Origin of the sequence: Modestobacter excelsi, assembly GCF_005930495.1 — a bacterium.
GTDB classification, from domain to species: domain Bacteria; phylum Actinomycetota; class Actinomycetes; order Mycobacteriales; family Geodermatophilaceae; genus Modestobacter; species Modestobacter excelsi.
Window position 1 is genome coordinate 1 of record NZ_SJEX01000110.1, and the last position, 15212, is coordinate 15212.

The following is a 15212-nucleotide window of genomic DNA, read 5'->3' on the forward strand; positions in this document are numbered from 1 at the left end:
GTCGGCGTCGGCGGGCCGGTCGCGGGGAGCCGGCAGGCGCATGCCCCGCGACCCGCTCCGGACGGCGGCGAAGCGCTGCCCGACGGTGACGGCGCTGCCGGCGAGCAGCAGCCACAGGCAGACGTGCAGCGCGTACGGGATGCCGAGCCCGGTGAAGCCGGTGCCGACCAGCACCAGGATCAGCCGCTCGGTGCGCTCGACGATGCCGACCTCGGCCCGCAGCCCCATGCCCTCGGCGCGCGCCTTGACGTAGGAGGTGAGCACGCCCAGCACCAGGCAGACCAGCGACAGACCGACGATCAGCCGGTTGTCGCCGTCCCCGCTGTACCACCAGACCAGCCCGGCGAAGATCGCCGCGTCCGCCGCCCGGTCACCGGTGGAGTCCAGCACGGCGCCGAACACCGAGCCGCCGCCGCGGGCACGGGCCAGCGCGCCGTCGAGCATGTCGAGCAGGACGAACACCGTCACCGCGAAGGCGCCCCAGAACAGCGCGCCGTTGCCGATGCCGAAGACCGCGGCGGCCACCGCGCCCAGGGTGCCGGTGAGGGTCACCGCGTCCGCGGTGACCCCGACCCGGACCAGTCCGCGCACCACCGGGGCCCAGAAGCGGCCGACGGCGGGGCGGAGGTTGACGCCGAGCACTCAGGCCACCCCGGCGCCGGGCTCGCCGAGCTCGTCGGCGGCCGTGGGCCACCGGGCGGCCAGCAGCTGCCGGGTCTCCGACAGCACCTGCGGCAGCACCCGGGTGAGCCCGACGACCGGCATGAAGTTGGTGTCCCCGCCCCAGCGTGGGACGGCGTGCTGGTGCAGGTGGTCGGCGATCCCGGCGCCGGCGACCGAGCCCTGGTTCATCCCGATGTTGAAGCCGTGCGCCCCGCTGACCGCGCGGACGACCCGCATCGCCGTCTGGGTGAAGGCGCCGAGCTCGGCGACCTCGGCGGCGGTCAGGTCGGTGTAGTCGGGCACGTGCCGGTACGGGACCACCATCAGGTGGCCGGCGTTGTACGGGTAGAGGTTGAGCACGGCGAAGACCGTGTCACCACGGGCCACGATCAGGCCGTCGTCGTCGCTCATCCGCGGGATGAGGCAGAACGGGCAGTCGTGGTCACCGGTGGGCTTGCCCTCGCCGCGGATGTAGGCCATCCGGTAGGGCGTCCACAGGTGCTCGAAGACCGACGTCGGGCCGCCGTGGTCGTTGTCCGCGGCGGCCGGACGGTCCGCAGGGTCGGTGCCGGGGATCGAGCTCATCCGAGCGGAGCCCCTGCGCCGGGGGTGCTGGCGGTCGGGTCGGCGTTGTGCCGGGCGGTGACCCAGTCGGCGACCTGGGCGACCGCCTCCGCGATCGGGACGCCGTTGCGCTGCGACCCGTCGCGGTACCGGAAGGAGACCGCGCCGGCCTCGGCGTCGGTGGCCCCGGCGATGAGCACGAAGGGCACCTTCTGCTTGCTGGCGGTGCGGATCTTCTTCTGCATCCGGTCGTCGGAGTCGTCGATCTCCACCCGGATGCCCTTCTCCCGCAGCAGCAGCGCCACGTCGGTCAGGTAGGGCACCTGCTCGTCGGTGATCGGGATCCCGACGACCTGGACCGGCGCCAGCCAGGCCGGGAACGCTCCCGCGTAGTGCTCGGTGAGCACCCCGAAGAACCGCTCGATGGAACCGAACTTCGCCGAGTGGATCATCACCGGCTGCTGGTGCGAGCCGTCGGCGGCGGTGAACTCCAGCCCGAACCCGGCGGGCTGGTTGAAGTCGTACTGGATGGTGGACATCTGCCAGGTCCGGCCGATGGCGTCCCGCGCCTGCACGGAGATCTTCGGGCCGTAGAAGGCCGCGCCGCCCGGGTCGGGCACGAGCTCCAGGCCGGTCTCCTTCGCCGCCTCCTCCAGCACGGCGGTGGCGTTGGCCCACTCCTCGTCGGAGCCGATGAACTTGGCCTGCTTGTCCGGGTCGTCGCCCCGGGTCGACAGCTCCAGGTGGTAGTCGTCCAGGCCGAAGTCGCTCAGCAGGCCCAGCACGAACGCCAGCAGGTGCCGCACCTCACCGGGCGCCTGCTCGGGGGTGACGTAGCTGTGCGAGTCGTCCTGGGTGAGGCCGCGCACCCGGGTCAGGCCGTGGACGACGCCGGACTTCTCGTACCGGTACACCGAGCCGAACTCGAAGAAGCGCAGCGGCAGCTCGCGGTAGGACCGCCCGCGCGACCGGAAGATCAGGTTGTGCATCGGGCAGTTCATGGCCTTGAGGTAGTACTGCGCGTTCTCCAGCTCCATGGGCGGGAACATGGTGTCGGCGTAGTACGGCAGGTGGCCGGACAGCTCGAAGACGTGCGCCTTGGTGATGTGCGGGGTCCCGACGTAGTCGAAGCCCTCCTCGATGTGCCGGCGGCGGACGTAGTCCTCCATCTCGCGCTTCACGACCCCGCCCTTGGGGTGGAAGACCGCCAGCCCGGAGCCGATCTCGTCGGGGAAGCTGAACAGGTCCAGCTCCACGCCCAGCCGCCGGTGGTCGCGCCGCTCGGCCTCGGCGACCTGCTCCAGGTACGCCTTGTGCGCGTCCTTGCTCTCCCAGGCGGTGCCGTAGACCCGCTGCAGCTGCGGGTTCTTCTCGTTCCCCCGCCAGTACGCGGCGGCGCTGCGGGTCAGGGAGAACGCCGGGATGTTCGAGGTGCGCGGCACGTGCGGGCCGCGGCACAGGTCGGTCCACACCCGGTCGCCGGTGCGGGCGTCGAGGTTGTCGTACATGGTCAGCTGCGCGCCGCCCACCTCGACGTCGGCCCCCTCGGCGGCGTCGCCGGAGGCGCCGCCCTTGAGGCCGATCAGCTCGAGCTTGTACGGCTCGTGCGCCAGCTCGGCACGGGCATCGTCGTCGCTGATCTCCCGCCGGCTGAAGTGCTGCCCGGCCCGGACGATCTCGGTCATCTTCTTCTCGAGGGCCTGCAGGTCCTCGGGGGTGAACGGCCGCTCCGGGTCGAAGTCGTAGTAGAAGCCGTTCTCCACCGGCGGGCCGATGCCCAGCCGGGTGCCGGGGAACAGGTCCTGCACGGCCTGGGCGAGCACGTGCGCGGCGGAGTGCCGGATGACCGCACGCCCCTCGGCGCTGGCCGCCGGGACCGGCTCGACCTCGGCGTCGGTGTCCGGGGCCCAGGCCAGGTCCTTCAGCTCCCCGGAGACCAGCTCCCGGACGACGACCGCGCCGTCGGGGCCCTTGAGCGGCACCCCGGAGTCCTTGAGCGCCTGCACGGCCGTCGTCCCGACCGGCACCCGGATCGGGGCGGCGGTGGACGGTGAGGGCGGCGCGGACACGAGCATCTCCTGGGGATCGGCAGCTCCCGGCCGGACGGCCGGGCACCACCGAGACTAGTGCGCGGGGTGCGGCTGCCCGGTGCGACTTCCTCCAGCCGGGACGATCAGCCCAGCAGGCGGACGGCGTCCCCGTCGACGACCCGGCCGGGCGTGCGGACCTCCGCGTACACGCCAAGGCAGTGCTTGGGGGTGCGGACCACGTCGAGCACCGCCTCCCCCACCTGCAGCCGCCGGCCCACCCAGGCCCGCTCGTCCTGGCCGCCGGTCAGCTGCAGCACCAGGTTGGCCCGCGGGTCGTCGGCCGAGCAGCCCTCGGGGACCTCGCCGGCGGCGGCCCGGTCGATCGCGGCGCGCGAGACCAGATGCACCGCCGCCGCGTCGGTGCGCGGGCCGTCGGCGGAGCGCACCAGCCGCACCGGGCGTCCGAGCACCTCGGTGAGGGTGATCGTGTCCGCCTCGCCGTCCCCGGTGGCGACCACCTGGGACAGCTGGGGCGTCGTCTTCACCGTGACCCGCTCCCCGGTGCCGGCGTCGACCACCGACCAGGCCCGGTCGCCGCGGAGCCCGGCGGCGTCAACCTCGGCCGCCGGCACCGTCCGGCCGGCGAGGGACTTCACCGGGTAGACCGAGATCGAGGCCACCCGCCCCACCACCACGTCTGCGCTGTCGCTCACCCCGGCGACGCTACGCGGAGCGGCGGACCCCCGGACCCGCGCCGGCGGTCAGCCGACCGCGCGCGGATCGGGGCCGCCGCCGCGGCGGCGCAGCCGGCGCAGCTGCGCGTCCAGGTAGGGGCGCGCCCGGCGCTGCCCGCCCCGTTCGGCGATCGCGGTGGCCAGCGTGCCGAGCACGGCGGTCAGCCGGGCCTCGTCCGGGCGCCAGCCGCGCCGGTCGCACTCCTCCAGCCACTCGACGGGCGCGGTGTGCCCGCGCTCGGAGTTGCACCGACGGCAGGCGGCGACCTCGTTCTCCAGCCAGGACGGGCCGCCCTTGACCCGCGGGACGACGTGCTCGGTGCTGGGGGTCACCTGGTCGGAGAAGGTCCGGCCGCACCAGATGCAGGTGGGGCCGTCGCGCTCCACGGCGGCCCGCAGGCGGGCGGCCCGGTCCAGTGCCATCGCCGTCCATGGTGCGCCCCGGCGGGCACCCCCGCTCGGTCCGGCGGCCGCGCCGTGTCCCGGCACGACGAAGGCCCCAGGTCGATGACCTGGGGCCTTGCCTCCGGTGGGCGATACTGGGATCGAACCAGTGACCTCTTCGGTGTGAACGAAGCGCTCTACCGCTGAGCCAATCGCCCGGAGTGGTGATGAGTCTGCCAGATGCTCAGTGCCACAGCGGCACCCACCCCGGCACCCAGTGCGGCACGCCCATGACGTGCAGGGTCACCAGCAGGACCGCGTAGACGAACGCCGCGGTCAGCACGGCGACACCGATGCGCACGACCACCGACTGCCGACCCAGCCACTCGGTCCAGCCGGTCACCTGCCGGCGGGTGAACTCCAGCAGCCGCTCGGCCCAGGCGAACTCCGTGGCCAGCACGAACAGACCGGCGATGACGGTCAGCCAGCCGGGGCCCGGCAGCGGGATGGTGACGATCCCGAAGGCCACGACGACCGCCCCGGCCACGCCCACGAGGACCCGGTAGGGCGCGTCCAGGCTGCGCCGGCCCGCGATGCGCCGGCGCCACCGGTAGTCGGCCACCCGCTCACGCAGGCTGCGCTGCCCGTCGGCGTCCGCGACGGGGACCTCCCCACCGGGTGCCGGCACGGTGTCCTGTCCGTTCAGCTGGCCACCTGCCCTTGACCGACGATGTCCGTCGGGGACGACGGAGCCTCCCGACCGGGCTCGATGCTGATCGCGTACGCGGAGTAGTCGTCCAGCCCGGTCGACGTCGAGCCTACGGTCCGCAGGTCCGTCTGGGGAGTGACCACGTCGAACGTGCCCAACGCCTCGGGGACACCGTCCTGCAGGCCCCAGACGACGTAGGTGCTGTCGTCGCTGTCGTTGACCCTCAGTGTCTGCGCGACCACCTGCACCCGGTCCTCGCGGGCGACCACGGTGGCCACCGCGGTGCCGTCCTCGAGCACCGGCGCGATGGTCGCCCGCCCCGACTCCAGCAGGTCGTCGAGCATCGCCGACTGCTCTGCCGCCGTCGCCTGGGCGGCGTCCCGGTCGCTGGTCACGGCGACGTTCCAGGCGCCCAGCGACAGGATCGCGGCGACGCCTGCGGCGACGAGCGCGGTGGGGAGCACCCGCCGCCAGGCCGGCCGCGGGTCGACGGGTCGGACCGGCAGCGGCGCGCGGAGGTTGCCGAAGCGGCTGGGCTCCAGCGGGGGCACCGACCGCGAGGAGCTCGTGTGCGAGGGCACCGACCGCGGGAGGTCCGCCCGGGTGGGCGGGACCGCAGCCGGCGGGTCGGGCCGCTCCGTGCGCGGGCGGGCGGGCGGCAGCTGCTCGGTCTCCTCCACGGCGGACCGCAGCCGCTCCCGGAGACCCTCGGACGGCTCGGCCTGCGGCAGGTCACCGGCCATCGCCGCCATGACCTCGGCGGTCTCGGCGACGGTCCGGGCGCAGCGGGAGCAGTCGGCGAGGTGCGCCCCGAACAGCGACTCGTCCTCCGGCTCGAGGGCGTGCAGCGCCCAGCCGACCGCGAGCTCGTCCCAGCGCTGGTGGTCGCCCCCGGACCTGCCCACGTCGCTCACCGGGAGCTCCCGTCGACCGGCGCCTGTCCGGGCAGCCCGGCGCCCAGGGTGTCCTTGAGCCGGCGCATGCCCGCCAGCATGCGCGTCTTCACGGTGCCCAGGGGCGTGTCCGTGAGCGCCGCCACCTCACGCTGGGTGTAGCCGCCGTAGTAGGCCAGGGTGAGGGCCTCGCGCTGCGGCGCCGGGAGCTCGTGCAGCGCCGTCCGCACGCGGTCGGCGACGATGCGCCGCCACGCGGCCTCCTCGACGTCGGTGGTCTGGGTGGGTGCGGCGAGGACCAGGTCGTCCTCCGCCCGGGAGCGGCGCCGGCGGTGCGACTCCTCGCGGCGGACGGCGTCGACCGCCTTGTGGTGGACCATCGCGAGCAGCCAGGAGGCCACGCTGCCCCGGTTCCCGTCGAAGGCGCCCGGGTCCCGCCAGATGGTGAGGAACACCTCCTGCAGGACGTCCTCGGCCAGCACGTCGTCACCCAGCACCCGGCGGGCGAGGGCGAAGGCGGGCCGGCGGAACCGCTCGTAGAGCTCGTCGACGGCGCCGCGGTCACCGGCGGCGACCCGCCGGACCAGTGCGAGGTCAGCTGCGCCTTCCTCCTGGCTGCGGGGTGGTCGGCTCACGAGGCCCATGGTCACATGCGGTGTTCGTGCCGTCCGCCCCCTCCGGTTCAGCGCGTTCACAGGCTCCTCCGGACCGGTGAGGCGGGCGACGCCTCGTGGGACCCGTGGGACTCGTGGTGCGCGACACGCCGAGACCATGCGTGACCTTGAGGCTTTTTGGGTCGTTAAGAGGGCATGGCACGTTCTTCGAGGTCTGGCTGCACCGCACGTACCACGTTCCACCTGGTCGGTCCGCAGTCGTGGACCGCAGTCCCGGCTGCGTTGGTCTACGACTCCACCGACCCGTTCGCGGTGCGGGTGCGCTTCGGCGACGGCGCGGTCGATGACGTCGACACCACCCCCTACGACGACCCCGACGACGACGGCGGGGTCGAGTGGCTGCTGAGCCGCGACCTGCTGCGGGCCGGGCTGACCGGTCCGGTGGGCGAGGGCGACGTGCGGCTGTGGCCGGCCCGCGGCGGGCTGGACGTCCTCTTCCTGCAGCTGCGGGCACCCTCCGGCGAGGCGATGTTCGAGCTGTCCGGGACCGTGGTCGGCGACTTCCTGCGGGAGACGGAGCTGCTCGTGCCCGCCGGTGGCGAGAGCGACCTGCTCCGGGTCGACGACGAGCTCACCGCGCTGCTGCGCGGCGGCACCGACAACCCGACGGGTCGCTGAACACCCCACGAGCCGCCGACCAGCGGGAACACCCTCCGTGACACCGGCCGGGACCCCCCTGTCCAACCCCCTGGACCGGGTCGGTTAGAGTTCTTCCCGTGACGCGGACTTGGTCCGCAGCGCGGACGTGGCTCAGTGGTAGAGCATCACCTTGCCAAGGTGAGGGTCGCGGGTTCGAATCCCGTCGTCCGCTCGGAACTCCCGGGCGCTGGTCGCGAGACCGGCGCCCGGCGTGCGGTGGAGTGGCCGAGAGGCGAGGCAACGGCCTGCAAAGCCGTCTACACGGGTTCAAATCCCGTCTCCACCTCGTCCTCCTCGGAGCACGAGCGCGGAGGTGGGTCCGGCTGCAGAGCCGGGAGGGGCGATTGGCGCAGCGGTAGCGCGCTTCCCTGACACGGAAGAGGTCACTGGTTCGATCCCAGTATCGCCCACAGCGAGGCCCCGGATCAGTCGATCCGGGGCCTTCGTCGTCTCCGGGCACCGGCCAGCCGCACCACGGCATCGGCACCGGGCGCCCCACGGGCTGAGCCGGGAGGGCGCTCCGCGCCCGGTCAGCCGACCGGCACGCCGTCCGCCGCGGCCCGCAGGGCGGCCATGTCGAGCTTCTGCATGCCGAGCATCGCCTGCACCGCCCGCTGGGCCCGCGCCGGGTCCGGGTCGGCGAAGAGCTCGGTCATCCCGACCGGCTGGACCTGCCAGGAGAGCCCGTACTTGTCCTTGAGCCACCCGCACTGGCCCCCCTCACCGCCGTCGGCGATGAACCGGTCCCAGAACCGGTCGACCTCCGCCTGGTCGGCGCAGTCGATCTGGAAGGAGACCGCCTCGGAGAAGGTGGACATCGGGCCGCCGTTGATGCCGACGAAGCGCATCCCCCCGGCCTCGAACTCCACCGCCATCACCGCGCCCTCCTGGCCGGGCGCCCCGTCGGGGTACCGCACCACGCCGGTCACCCGGCCGGAGCCGAACACGTCGATGTAGTACTGCGCAGCCTCCTCGGCCTGGCTGTCGAACCACAGGTTCGGGACGATCCTCTGCTCGGGCATGGCGAGTCCTCTCGGTGTGCGGCGCCCAGGGCCGTACAGACCAGGACGCCCGGCGGGGGTGGAACTCATCGCCCGGGCGTCACCCCAGGGCCGGCAGCACCCGCTCGGCCCAGAACCGCTCCACCTGCGCCTCCAGCGCCGCGCGGTCGCCGTCGTTGCGCAGCACCACGTCGGCGACCGCCCGGCGCTCCTCGTCGGTCGCCTGGCTGGCGATCCGGGCCCGGGCGTCCTCGGCCGACAGCCCTCGCTCCCCCAGCCGGGTCACCCGCGTCCCCAGGTCGGTCTCGACCACGAGGACCAGGTCGTAGGAGCCCGCCTGCCCGGTCTCCACCAGCAGCGGCACGTCCTGCACCACCACGGCATCCGGCGGGGCGGCCTGGACCAGCTCGGCCGCCCGCGCGCGCACCAGGGGGTGGACGACGGCGTCCAGGCGGGCGCGCGCCGCCGGGTCGCCGAACACCAGGGCGGCCAGTGCCGGCCGGTCCAGGGCTCCCCCGTCGGTCAGCAGGTCCTCGCCGAACTCCGCCGCCACGGCGGCCAGGCCCGGCGTCCCCGGTCCGACGACCTCGCGGGCGATCCGGTCGGCGTCCACCACCACGGCGCCCCGCTGCGCCAGCAGCGATGCCACGGTGCTCTTGCCCGATCCGATGCCACCGGTCAGTCCGATCCTCAGCACGGCCCGACCCTAGACCGGCCCCCGTGCAGGGTCCCGCCACGAGCTCGTGAGTGGTGGGGGGCAGGGGGGTCCTTGATCTCGGGCAGGTCACGGCGTGGCGCCGCCCGGCGCGTCGCACGAGCCCCACCAGTCACACCACCTACGTTCAGCCCCGGTGGACTTCCCCCGCCACAGCAGAGAGGCAGTGATCATGTCCCGTTCCACGCTCGATGGCGCTCAGTCGGCTGCCGGCACCCCCCGCCGTGGCCGCCACCGGATCGACAACCCCGCCGGGGTCCGTTGCTCCGAGCTGCCCGGCGTGCGGGAGCGCCTGCCCCAGGGCCGCCGCGGGATGTCCCTCCTGCGCGCCCTGCTGCCCACGGTGCCGACCGGGCGCCACACCTGGGACTTCCTGGCCAACGCCGGTGGCCGGCCGCGCACCGCGTTCGCGATCATCCTCAGCCTCTGAGCCCCGCCTGAGCGGTCCGGGGCGGCGCTCCGGTCACCCGCAGCGCGCCCGCCGGGCGTGGGGAAGCGTCCCGACGTCGGCAGCGCGCTCGCCGCTCGGCACCACGCACGGCTCACGGACGAGCCGGCATGCACCCGTCCACTGATCACGGCAGAGCAGGACGATCCCGACGACCCCGTCGAACCCCGCGGTCGGCGGGGCCGTCGCGGTGCTCGATGGCTCTGTCGTGAGGAGTGGGGCCCGGAGGACGAAGGACCCCGTCCCCCTCACCCCTCGCAGGCCCGGGGCGAGCCTCTGGACGGGGCCACAGCTGCGCGGGAACGACAGTGCGCCGTCCACCGGGACGGTGGACGGCGCACTGTCAGGTGCTGCTCAGGCGAGCTGCGGGGTCACTCGCCGCCGGCGAGCTTGGCGCGCAGCGCAGCCAGCGCCTCGTCCGAGGCGAGCGTGCCGCCACCCGCGGACGACGTGTCGCCCTCGGGCTCGGCGGCGCTGGAGTAGCTGCCCCCGGCAGCGGCCTCCGCGTCGGCCTCCTTGGCGGCCGCGATCTGCTTGCGGTGCGCCTCGAAGCGGGCCTGGGCCTCGGCGTACTGCCGCTCCCAGGTCTCGCGGGCCTCGTCGTAGCCCTCGAGCCACTCGCCGGTGTCGGCGTCGAAGCCCTCCGGGTACAGGTAGTTGCCCTGCTCGTCGTAGGAGGCGGCCATGCCGTAGGCGGCCGGGTCGAACTGCTCCTCGTCGCCGACGACGCCCTCGTTGGCCTGCTTGAGGGACAGCGAGATGCGGCGGCGGTCCAGGTCGATGTCGATGACCTTGACCAGGATCTCGTCGCCGACCTGCACGACCTGCTCCGGGATCTCCACGTGGCGCTCGGCCAGCTCGGAGATGTGCACCAGGCCCTCGATGCCCTCGTCGACACGCACGAACGCACCGAAGGGGACCAGCTTGGTGACCTTGCCGGGGACGACCTGCCCGATCTGGTGGGTCCGGGCGAACTGACGCCACGGGTCCTCCTGGGTCGCCTTCAGCGACAGGGAGACCCGCTCACGGTCCAGGTCGACGTCGAGGACCTCGACGGTGACCTCCTGGCCCACCTCGACGACCTCGGACGGGTGGTCGATGTGCTTCCAGGACAGCTCGGAGACGTGCACCAGGCCGTCGACGCCGCCGAGGTCCACGAACGCACCGAAGTTGACGATCGAGGAGACGACGCCCGTGCGGACCTGGCCCTTGGCGAGCTTGTTGAGGAACTCGCTGCGGACCTCGGACTGGGTCTGCTCCAGCCACTGGCGACGGGAGAGGACGACGTTGTTGCGGTTCTTGTCGAGCTCGATGATCTTCGCCTCGAGCTCGCGGCCCACGTAGGGCTGCAGGTCGCGGACGCGACGCATCTCGACCAGCGAGGCGGGGAGGAACCCGCGGAGGCCGATGTCGAGGATCAGGCCGCCCTTGACGACCTCGATGACGGTGCCGACGACGACCTCGTCGGCCTCCTTCTTGGCCTCGATCGTGCCCCAGGCGCGCTCGTACTGGGCGCGCTTCTTGGACAGGATCAGGCGCCCTTCCTTGTCCTCCTTCTGGAGGACGAGGGCTTCCACCTCGTCGCCGACCTTGACCACCTCGGTGGGGTCGACGTCGTGCTTGATGGACAGCTCACGCGAGGGGATGACGCCCTCGGTCTTGTAGCCGATGTCCAGCAGCACCTCGTCGCGGTCGACCTTGACGATCACGCCTTCGACGATGTCGCCGTCGTTGAAGTACTTGATGGTCTGGTCGATCGCGGCGAGGAAGTCCTCGGCGGTGCCGATGTCGTTCACCGCGATCTGCGGGGTGCTGTCAGGACGGACCTGGGTGGAGGTCATGTGGTCGAGTGCTCCGGACGGGGGATGCGTAGGGACAGGATCACCCGCAGCCCGGTCAGGCCGCGGGGAGGTACACGGGAGACGCGCGGAGAGCCACCCGTACAGGGGAGGCAACACCACAGACCTCTGGCGTGGTTCCTCATGGTACGGACGCCGCGGAGGCCGGTCCACCACGGGTCCGGGCCGGGCTCCCGGCAGCCGGGGCGGGTCGGCGTGTCACGATCGGCGCGTCATGGACGGCGCCCCGGCGGGACCCCCGCTCACCCCCCTCCCCCTGGCCGCCGACGGCTACCCGGCGGCCGGCGGGGTCACCCGCCGCGCGGCCGGGCCGGCCGAGTCGGCGCGGGCCAACCGCGGCTGGTGGGACGCCGCCGCGCCCGCCTACCTCGCCGAGCACGGGGGCGACCTGGGCGACGCCGACTTCCTCTGGTGCCCCGAGGGCCTGCGGGAGGCCGACGCGCACCTGCTCGGCGACGTGACCGGCCGCCGGGTGCTGGAGATCGGCTGCGGGTCGGCGCCCTGCTCCCGCTGGCTCCGCGGTGCCGGGGCCGAGCCGCTGGCGCTGGACGTCTCCGGCGGCATGCTCGCCCGGGCCGCCGAGCTGAACCGGGCGACCGGGCTCGCCGTCCCGCTGCTGCAGGCCGACGCCGGTGCCCTGCCGCTGACCGACGCGAGCGTGGACCTGGCGTGCTCGGCCTTCGGCGGGCTGCCGTTCGTCGCCGACGCGCCGGCGGTGCTGGCCGAGGTGGCCCGGGTGCTGCGCCCCGGCGGCCGCTTCGTCGCCTCGGTGAACCACCCGATGCGCTGGCCGATGCCCGACTCCCCCGACCCCGAGGACCTGCGGGTCGTCTCCTCCTACTTCGACCGCCGGCCCTACGTGGAGACCGACGGCTCCGGGCGGACGGTCTACGTCGAGCACCACCGCACGATCGGCGACTGGGTGCGTGCGGTCGCCGGCGCCGGGTTCGTGCTCACCGACCTGGTCGAGCCGGAGTGGACGCCGGGGCGCACGGAGACCTGGGGCCAGTGGTCACCCGCGCGCGGCGAGCTCGTGCCAGGCACGTTGATCCTGGTCTGCGACCTGCCGACCTGACCTGCGCTCACCAGAGCGGGCCGTCGCGCCAGTCGCAGGTGAGCTCGCCGGCCGGGTCCAGCCGTGCGGTGACGGGCAGGACGAACACGGCCCCGTCCTCGTCCGGTGTCCGGACCGTCCCCGCCGGGGTGAGCGCCGAGACCGGGCCATGCCACGGCTGCCATCCCAGCGACCGGTACAGCGGCCACCCGTCGGCGGTGGCGCTGAGCGCGCCGAGCTCGTAGCCGCCGCGGACCACCGTCTCCAGCGCGCCCATCACGGTCGTGCCGTGGCCGCGGCGCCGCACGCCGGCGGCCACCCCGACGGCCTCGACGTACCCGGTGCGCCATGCCCGCCCACCGTGCAGGAAACGCCGCTGGACGACCGAGCCGTGGGCGACCAGCCGTCCCCCGTCGTGGACCAGGGCGTGCATGCCGCCGAGGGCGTGGTCCCAGTCCTCGTCGTCGAACTCGAGGAAGGCGGCGCGCAGCAGCGCCTCCGCGGCGGCGAGCGTCGCGGCGTCCAGCTGGGCGGTGTGCGCGATCGTGACGCCGGCCATCGGCCCATCGTCGTCCGGCCGCGGCCGCTCCGGCTGGTTCCTCAGTCCGGGACGACGACCTGGCGGGCGCCGCCCCTGGCGGTCGCCTCCCACGCCTGCCCGATCCGGGAGCACGGCAGCACCTCGTGCGCCACGGCCAGCCGGCCGGCGGCGGCGTGCCCGAGGACGGCGGAGACGGCGTCCGCCCGCTGCACCGGGGTGAGCGCGTTGTTGGTGTAGCCGAGCACCGAGGCGCTGCGGGCGCGCAGCACCGCGGAGGAGAACAGTGCAGTGTCGCCAGCGGCGCCGCCCAGGTTGACCAGCCGCCCACCGGGAGCGAGCGCCCGGGACGCGGCGGCCGCCGCCGTCCCGAACACCGGGTCGACGACGACGTCGACGTCTCCGCCGCTGGCCTGCCGGAGCCGGTCGGCGAGGGCGGCGACGTCGTCGTCCTCGACCAGTTCGACCACCTCGTCGGGGCCGGACCGCCCGGCCCGGTCCGCCGACCCGGGCCGGCAGACGGCGACCACCCGCGAGGCACCCAGCAGCCGGGCGGCGCCGACGGCCGCCTGGCCCACCGCTCCCCCGGCGCCGAGGACGACGACCCGCTCCCCGGCCCGCAGCGCCGCGCGCCAGGTCAGCGCCATCCACGCCGCGACCGCGGAGAGGCCCAGCGACGCGGCCACCGGGTCGGGCACCTCGCTGTCGATCGGCACCAGGTCGGCGTCGACGACCGCGCAGTGCTCGGCCAGGCTGCCGTCGCCGGGCGCCATGCCGGCCGAGGTCGCGAACCACACCCGGGTGCCGGCCGGGAGCGCGGCGGAGGCGGTGACCACCCCGACGCCCTGCACGCCCGGGACGTAGGGCACCGCGGGCTCGCCGAAGTAAGAGGTGCCCGAGGCGCACAGCAGGTCCAGCGGCACGACCGGGGCGGCCGTCACCCGCACCAGCGACCGCCCGTCGCCGGGCACCGGGTCGGGGTGGTCGGACCAGGTCGGCGTGCCGCCCGGGGCCCGCAGGACCGCGGCGCGCACCGGCTCAGGTCGCGATGTCGGGGTAGGGCAGGGAGATGTGCGCCATCGCCCTGCCGTAGGCGCGCTGGTACTCCAGCGGCCCGTGGTCGCGCTCGAACATCGCGATGAACAAGGTGAGCGTGAGGAACGGGTGCGCGCCCATCTGGAACAGCGTCACGTGGTCGTGCTCGCGCAACGCCCGCCGCTCGTCCTCGGTGAAGGACAGCCACGTCGTCCGCTCGTCGGCGGTGCAGTTGAGCAGCCGGCCGGCCATCTCGGCCTCCCACCACTGCACGGTACCGACCGGGTCGGTGCGGTAGCGCTCGACCAGCTCGGGGTCGCGGTCGACGGTGTAGAGGAACTTGTCCAGCAGGTACTTCGTCATCGGGGGTCTCCCTGCGGGTACCAGGTGAAGTAGGCCTCCATCGTGTGGAACAGGTCCAGGGTGTCGACGTGGTCGGCCTTCTGGCCCTCGCCGGCCACGCCCATCATCAGCATGAAGTCCATGAACCCGTGGGTGGCGTTGCCCGGCGCGTGGAGGCTGTCCAGCGTCACCTCGGCCAGGCAGCCCTCGATGTCGCCGCCGGCGATCCACTCCACCGCCCTGCGGTCGAACTCGGGGTCGGGACCGTGCTCGCCGAACTGGCGCGGCCCTCCGAGCTCCAGGCTCAGGTGACCGGTGCCGATGACCGCCACCCGCTTGTCGCTGTCCCAGGACTCCACCATCTCCCGCAGCGCCTTCCCCAGCTGCACGAAGCGCTTCGGCTGCGCCAGCGGCGGGGCGAAGATGTTGGTGTAGACGGGCACGATCGGCAGGTCGGCCTCGGGCCGCAGCGTGATGATCGGGCAGGTGATGCTGTGGTCGATCCGCAGCTCGTTGCTGAACGCCAGGTCGAAGTCCCGGTCCAGCCCGTCGCGCAGGATGTGCGCGGCCAGCTCCTCCTCCCCGCGCAGCGTCATCCGGGGCAGGCCGAACTCGCGCTCCTCGTTGTGGAAGTTCGCGTCGAAGAACGGCGCCTTGCCCACCAGGAACTGCGGCATGTTGTCCAGCCACAGCTGGTGGAAGTGGTCGCTGCCGACCATCACCAGCACGTCGGGCCGGGCCGCGGTCAGCGTCTCCCGGAACCGCTCGATCTTGGCCACCCACTCGTCGGCGAACGGCGGGCGGTCCGCGCCGGTCGAGGTGCTGGCCCGGTGGTAGAAGGGGTGGTGGGTGGACGCGATGACCGCGACCAGCTCAGCCATGTCGGCCTCCGTCGGCGTCGTCGGGGTGGAGGGGTGCGGGGACGTAGGG

The 15212-nt window shown here is 73.8% G+C and carries 18 protein-coding genes and 4 tRNA genes; 6 read left to right on the forward strand and 16 right to left on the reverse strand.

Annotation, left to right across the window (positions count from 1 at the left end; translation table 11 throughout):
* The 9 genes from pgsA to FHL80_RS23365 all read right to left on the reverse strand — a co-directional run.
* Positions 1-642 (reverse strand): phosphatidylinositol phosphate synthase (gene pgsA, locus FHL80_RS23325; protein ID WP_138735719.1); only part of this gene is annotated, 642 nt, incomplete at its 3' end.
* Positions 643-1248 carry an HIT family protein gene (locus tag FHL80_RS23330; protein WP_216870990.1) on the reverse strand — a complete coding sequence of 202 codons (606 nt, stop codon included), beginning with the start codon at positions 1246-1248 and terminating at the stop codon, positions 643-645. It lies immediately after the preceding gene.
* A complete protein-coding gene (thrS, locus tag FHL80_RS23335; protein WP_216870991.1) occupies positions 1245-3296 on the reverse strand; it encodes a threonine--tRNA ligase in 2052 nt (683 codons plus the stop codon). The genes FHL80_RS23330 and thrS overlap by 4 nt, the downstream gene beginning before the upstream one ends.
* 104 nt (positions 3297-3400) lie before the next feature.
* On the reverse strand, positions 3401-3970 hold the full coding sequence (locus tag FHL80_RS23340; protein ID WP_246078907.1) for an MOSC N-terminal beta barrel domain-containing protein: 570 nt from the start codon (positions 3968-3970) through the stop codon (positions 3401-3403).
* A 48-nt stretch (positions 3971-4018) separates the two neighbouring features.
* Positions 4019-4414, reverse strand: a complete 396-nt coding sequence (locus tag FHL80_RS23345; protein ID WP_138735721.1) for an HNH endonuclease — start codon at positions 4412-4414, stop codon at positions 4019-4021.
* A gap of 107 nt (positions 4415-4521) precedes the next feature.
* Positions 4522-4593: transfer RNA gene (locus tag FHL80_RS23350), tRNA-Val, on the reverse strand.
* Positions 4594-4619: 26 nt separating this feature from the next.
* Positions 4620-5063 (reverse strand): TIGR02611 family protein, encoded by a 444-nt coding sequence (locus tag FHL80_RS23355; protein WP_246078908.1) that lies wholly within the window; start codon positions 5061-5063, stop codon positions 4620-4622.
* A gap of 14 nt (positions 5064-5077) precedes the next feature.
* Positions 5078-5998, reverse strand: coding sequence for an anti-sigma factor domain-containing protein (locus FHL80_RS23360; RefSeq protein ID WP_138735722.1), 921 nt, complete (start codon positions 5996-5998; stop codon positions 5078-5080).
* Complete coding sequence (locus FHL80_RS23365) at positions 5995-6621, reverse strand: sigma-70 family RNA polymerase sigma factor (protein ID WP_246078909.1); 627 nt, start codon at positions 6619-6621, stop codon at positions 5995-5997. The genes FHL80_RS23360 and FHL80_RS23365 overlap by 4 nt, the downstream gene beginning before the upstream one ends.
* Positions 6622-6873: 252 nt before the next feature.
* Here FHL80_RS23365 and FHL80_RS23370 point away from each other — a divergent pair, with 252 nt between their 5' ends.
* The 4 genes from FHL80_RS23370 (at position 6874) to FHL80_RS23385 (ending at position 7700) form a co-directional block, all read left to right on the forward strand.
* Positions 6874-7269, forward strand: coding sequence for an SsgA family sporulation/cell division regulator (locus FHL80_RS23370; protein ID WP_246078910.1), 396 nt, complete (start codon positions 6874-6876; stop codon positions 7267-7269).
* Between the two features lie 121 nt (positions 7270-7390).
* Positions 7391-7462, forward strand: a tRNA-Gly gene (locus FHL80_RS23375).
* 43 nt (positions 7463-7505) lie between these two features.
* Positions 7506-7576 (forward strand) — tRNA-Cys (locus FHL80_RS23380).
* A gap of 52 nt (positions 7577-7628) precedes the next feature.
* Positions 7629-7700 (forward strand) — tRNA-Val (locus FHL80_RS23385).
* Between the two features lie 120 nt (positions 7701-7820).
* Here FHL80_RS23385 and FHL80_RS23390 read toward each other — a convergent pair.
* Both FHL80_RS23390 and coaE read right to left on the reverse strand, forming a co-directional pair.
* Positions 7821-8312: a VOC family protein gene (locus tag FHL80_RS23390; RefSeq protein ID WP_138735725.1), complete on the reverse strand. Its 492-nt coding sequence runs from the start codon at positions 8310-8312 to the stop codon at positions 7821-7823.
* Positions 8313-8391: 79 nt separating this feature from the next.
* Positions 8392-8988, reverse strand: a complete 597-nt coding sequence (coaE, locus tag FHL80_RS23395; protein WP_138735726.1) for a dephospho-CoA kinase — start codon at positions 8986-8988, stop codon at positions 8392-8394.
* 190 nt (positions 8989-9178) lie between these two features.
* Between coaE and FHL80_RS23400 the strand changes: the two genes are divergently transcribed.
* Positions 9179-9436: a hypothetical protein gene (locus tag FHL80_RS23400; protein WP_138735727.1), complete on the forward strand. Its 258-nt coding sequence runs from the start codon at positions 9179-9181 to the stop codon at positions 9434-9436.
* Positions 9437-9825: 389 nt separating this feature from the next.
* Here FHL80_RS23400 and rpsA read toward each other — a convergent pair whose 3' ends face one another.
* The gene (gene rpsA, locus FHL80_RS23410) at positions 9826-11295 is read right to left on the reverse strand and encodes a 30S ribosomal protein S1 (RefSeq protein ID WP_138735728.1); all 1470 of its coding nucleotides are present in this window, start codon (positions 11293-11295) and stop codon (positions 9826-9828) included.
* 232 nt (positions 11296-11527) lie between these two features.
* Between rpsA and FHL80_RS23415 the strand changes: the two genes are divergently transcribed.
* On the forward strand, positions 11528-12388 hold the full coding sequence (locus FHL80_RS23415) for a class I SAM-dependent methyltransferase (protein WP_138735729.1): 861 nt from the start codon (positions 11528-11530) through the stop codon (positions 12386-12388).
* Positions 12389-12395: 7 nt separating this feature from the next.
* Here the strand turns inward: FHL80_RS23415 and FHL80_RS23420 are convergent, their stop codons facing one another.
* The 4 genes from FHL80_RS23420 to FHL80_RS23435 all read right to left on the reverse strand — a co-directional run.
* Positions 12396-12926, reverse strand: coding sequence for a GNAT family N-acetyltransferase (locus FHL80_RS23420; RefSeq protein ID WP_138735730.1), 531 nt, complete (start codon positions 12924-12926; stop codon positions 12396-12398).
* Between the two features lie 41 nt (positions 12927-12967).
* Entirely contained in the window at positions 12968-13939 is a 972-nt protein-coding gene (locus tag FHL80_RS23425) for a quinone oxidoreductase family protein (protein ID WP_138735731.1), read from the reverse strand.
* Positions 13940-13943: 4 nt separating this feature from the next.
* Positions 13944-14303, reverse strand: coding sequence for a hypothetical protein (locus tag FHL80_RS23430; RefSeq protein ID WP_138735732.1), 360 nt, complete (start codon positions 14301-14303; stop codon positions 13944-13946).
* Positions 14300-15212: DODA-type extradiol aromatic ring-opening family dioxygenase (locus FHL80_RS23435; RefSeq protein ID WP_246078911.1), on the reverse strand; the 913-nt coding region annotated here is incomplete at its 5' end. The genes FHL80_RS23430 and FHL80_RS23435, both read right to left, overlap by 4 nt.

What these genes read in the sequence shown, in the direction of transcription:
- FHL80_RS23365 (WP_246078909.1), bottom strand. Translation starts at nt 6,621, where the DNA reads ATGGGCCTCGTGAGCCGACCACCCCGCAGCCAGGAGGAAGGCGCAGCT.
- FHL80_RS23390 (WP_138735725.1), bottom strand. Translation starts at nt 8,312, where the DNA reads ATGCCCGAGCAGAGGATCGTCCCGAACCTGTGGTTCGACAGCCAGGCC.
- FHL80_RS23420 (WP_138735730.1), bottom strand. Translation starts at nt 12,926, where the DNA reads ATGGCCGGCGTCACGATCGCGCACACCGCCCAGCTGGACGCCGCGACG.
- rpsA (WP_138735728.1), bottom strand. Translation starts at nt 11,295, where the DNA reads ATGACCTCCACCCAGGTCCGTCCTGACAGCACCCCGCAGATCGCGGTG.
- FHL80_RS23330 (WP_216870990.1), bottom strand. Translation starts at nt 1,248, where the DNA reads ATGAGCTCGATCCCCGGCACCGACCCTGCGGACCGTCCGGCCGCCGCG.
- FHL80_RS23430 (WP_138735732.1), bottom strand. Translation starts at nt 14,303, where the DNA reads ATGACGAAGTACCTGCTGGACAAGTTCCTCTACACCGTCGACCGCGAC.
- FHL80_RS23400 (WP_138735727.1), top strand. Translation starts at nt 9,179, where the DNA reads ATGTCCCGTTCCACGCTCGATGGCGCTCAGTCGGCTGCCGGCACCCCC.
- FHL80_RS23415 (WP_138735729.1), top strand. Translation starts at nt 11,528, where the DNA reads ATGGACGGCGCCCCGGCGGGACCCCCGCTCACCCCCCTCCCCCTGGCC.
- FHL80_RS23345 (WP_138735721.1), bottom strand. Translation starts at nt 4,414, where the DNA reads ATGGCACTGGACCGGGCCGCCCGCCTGCGGGCCGCCGTGGAGCGCGAC.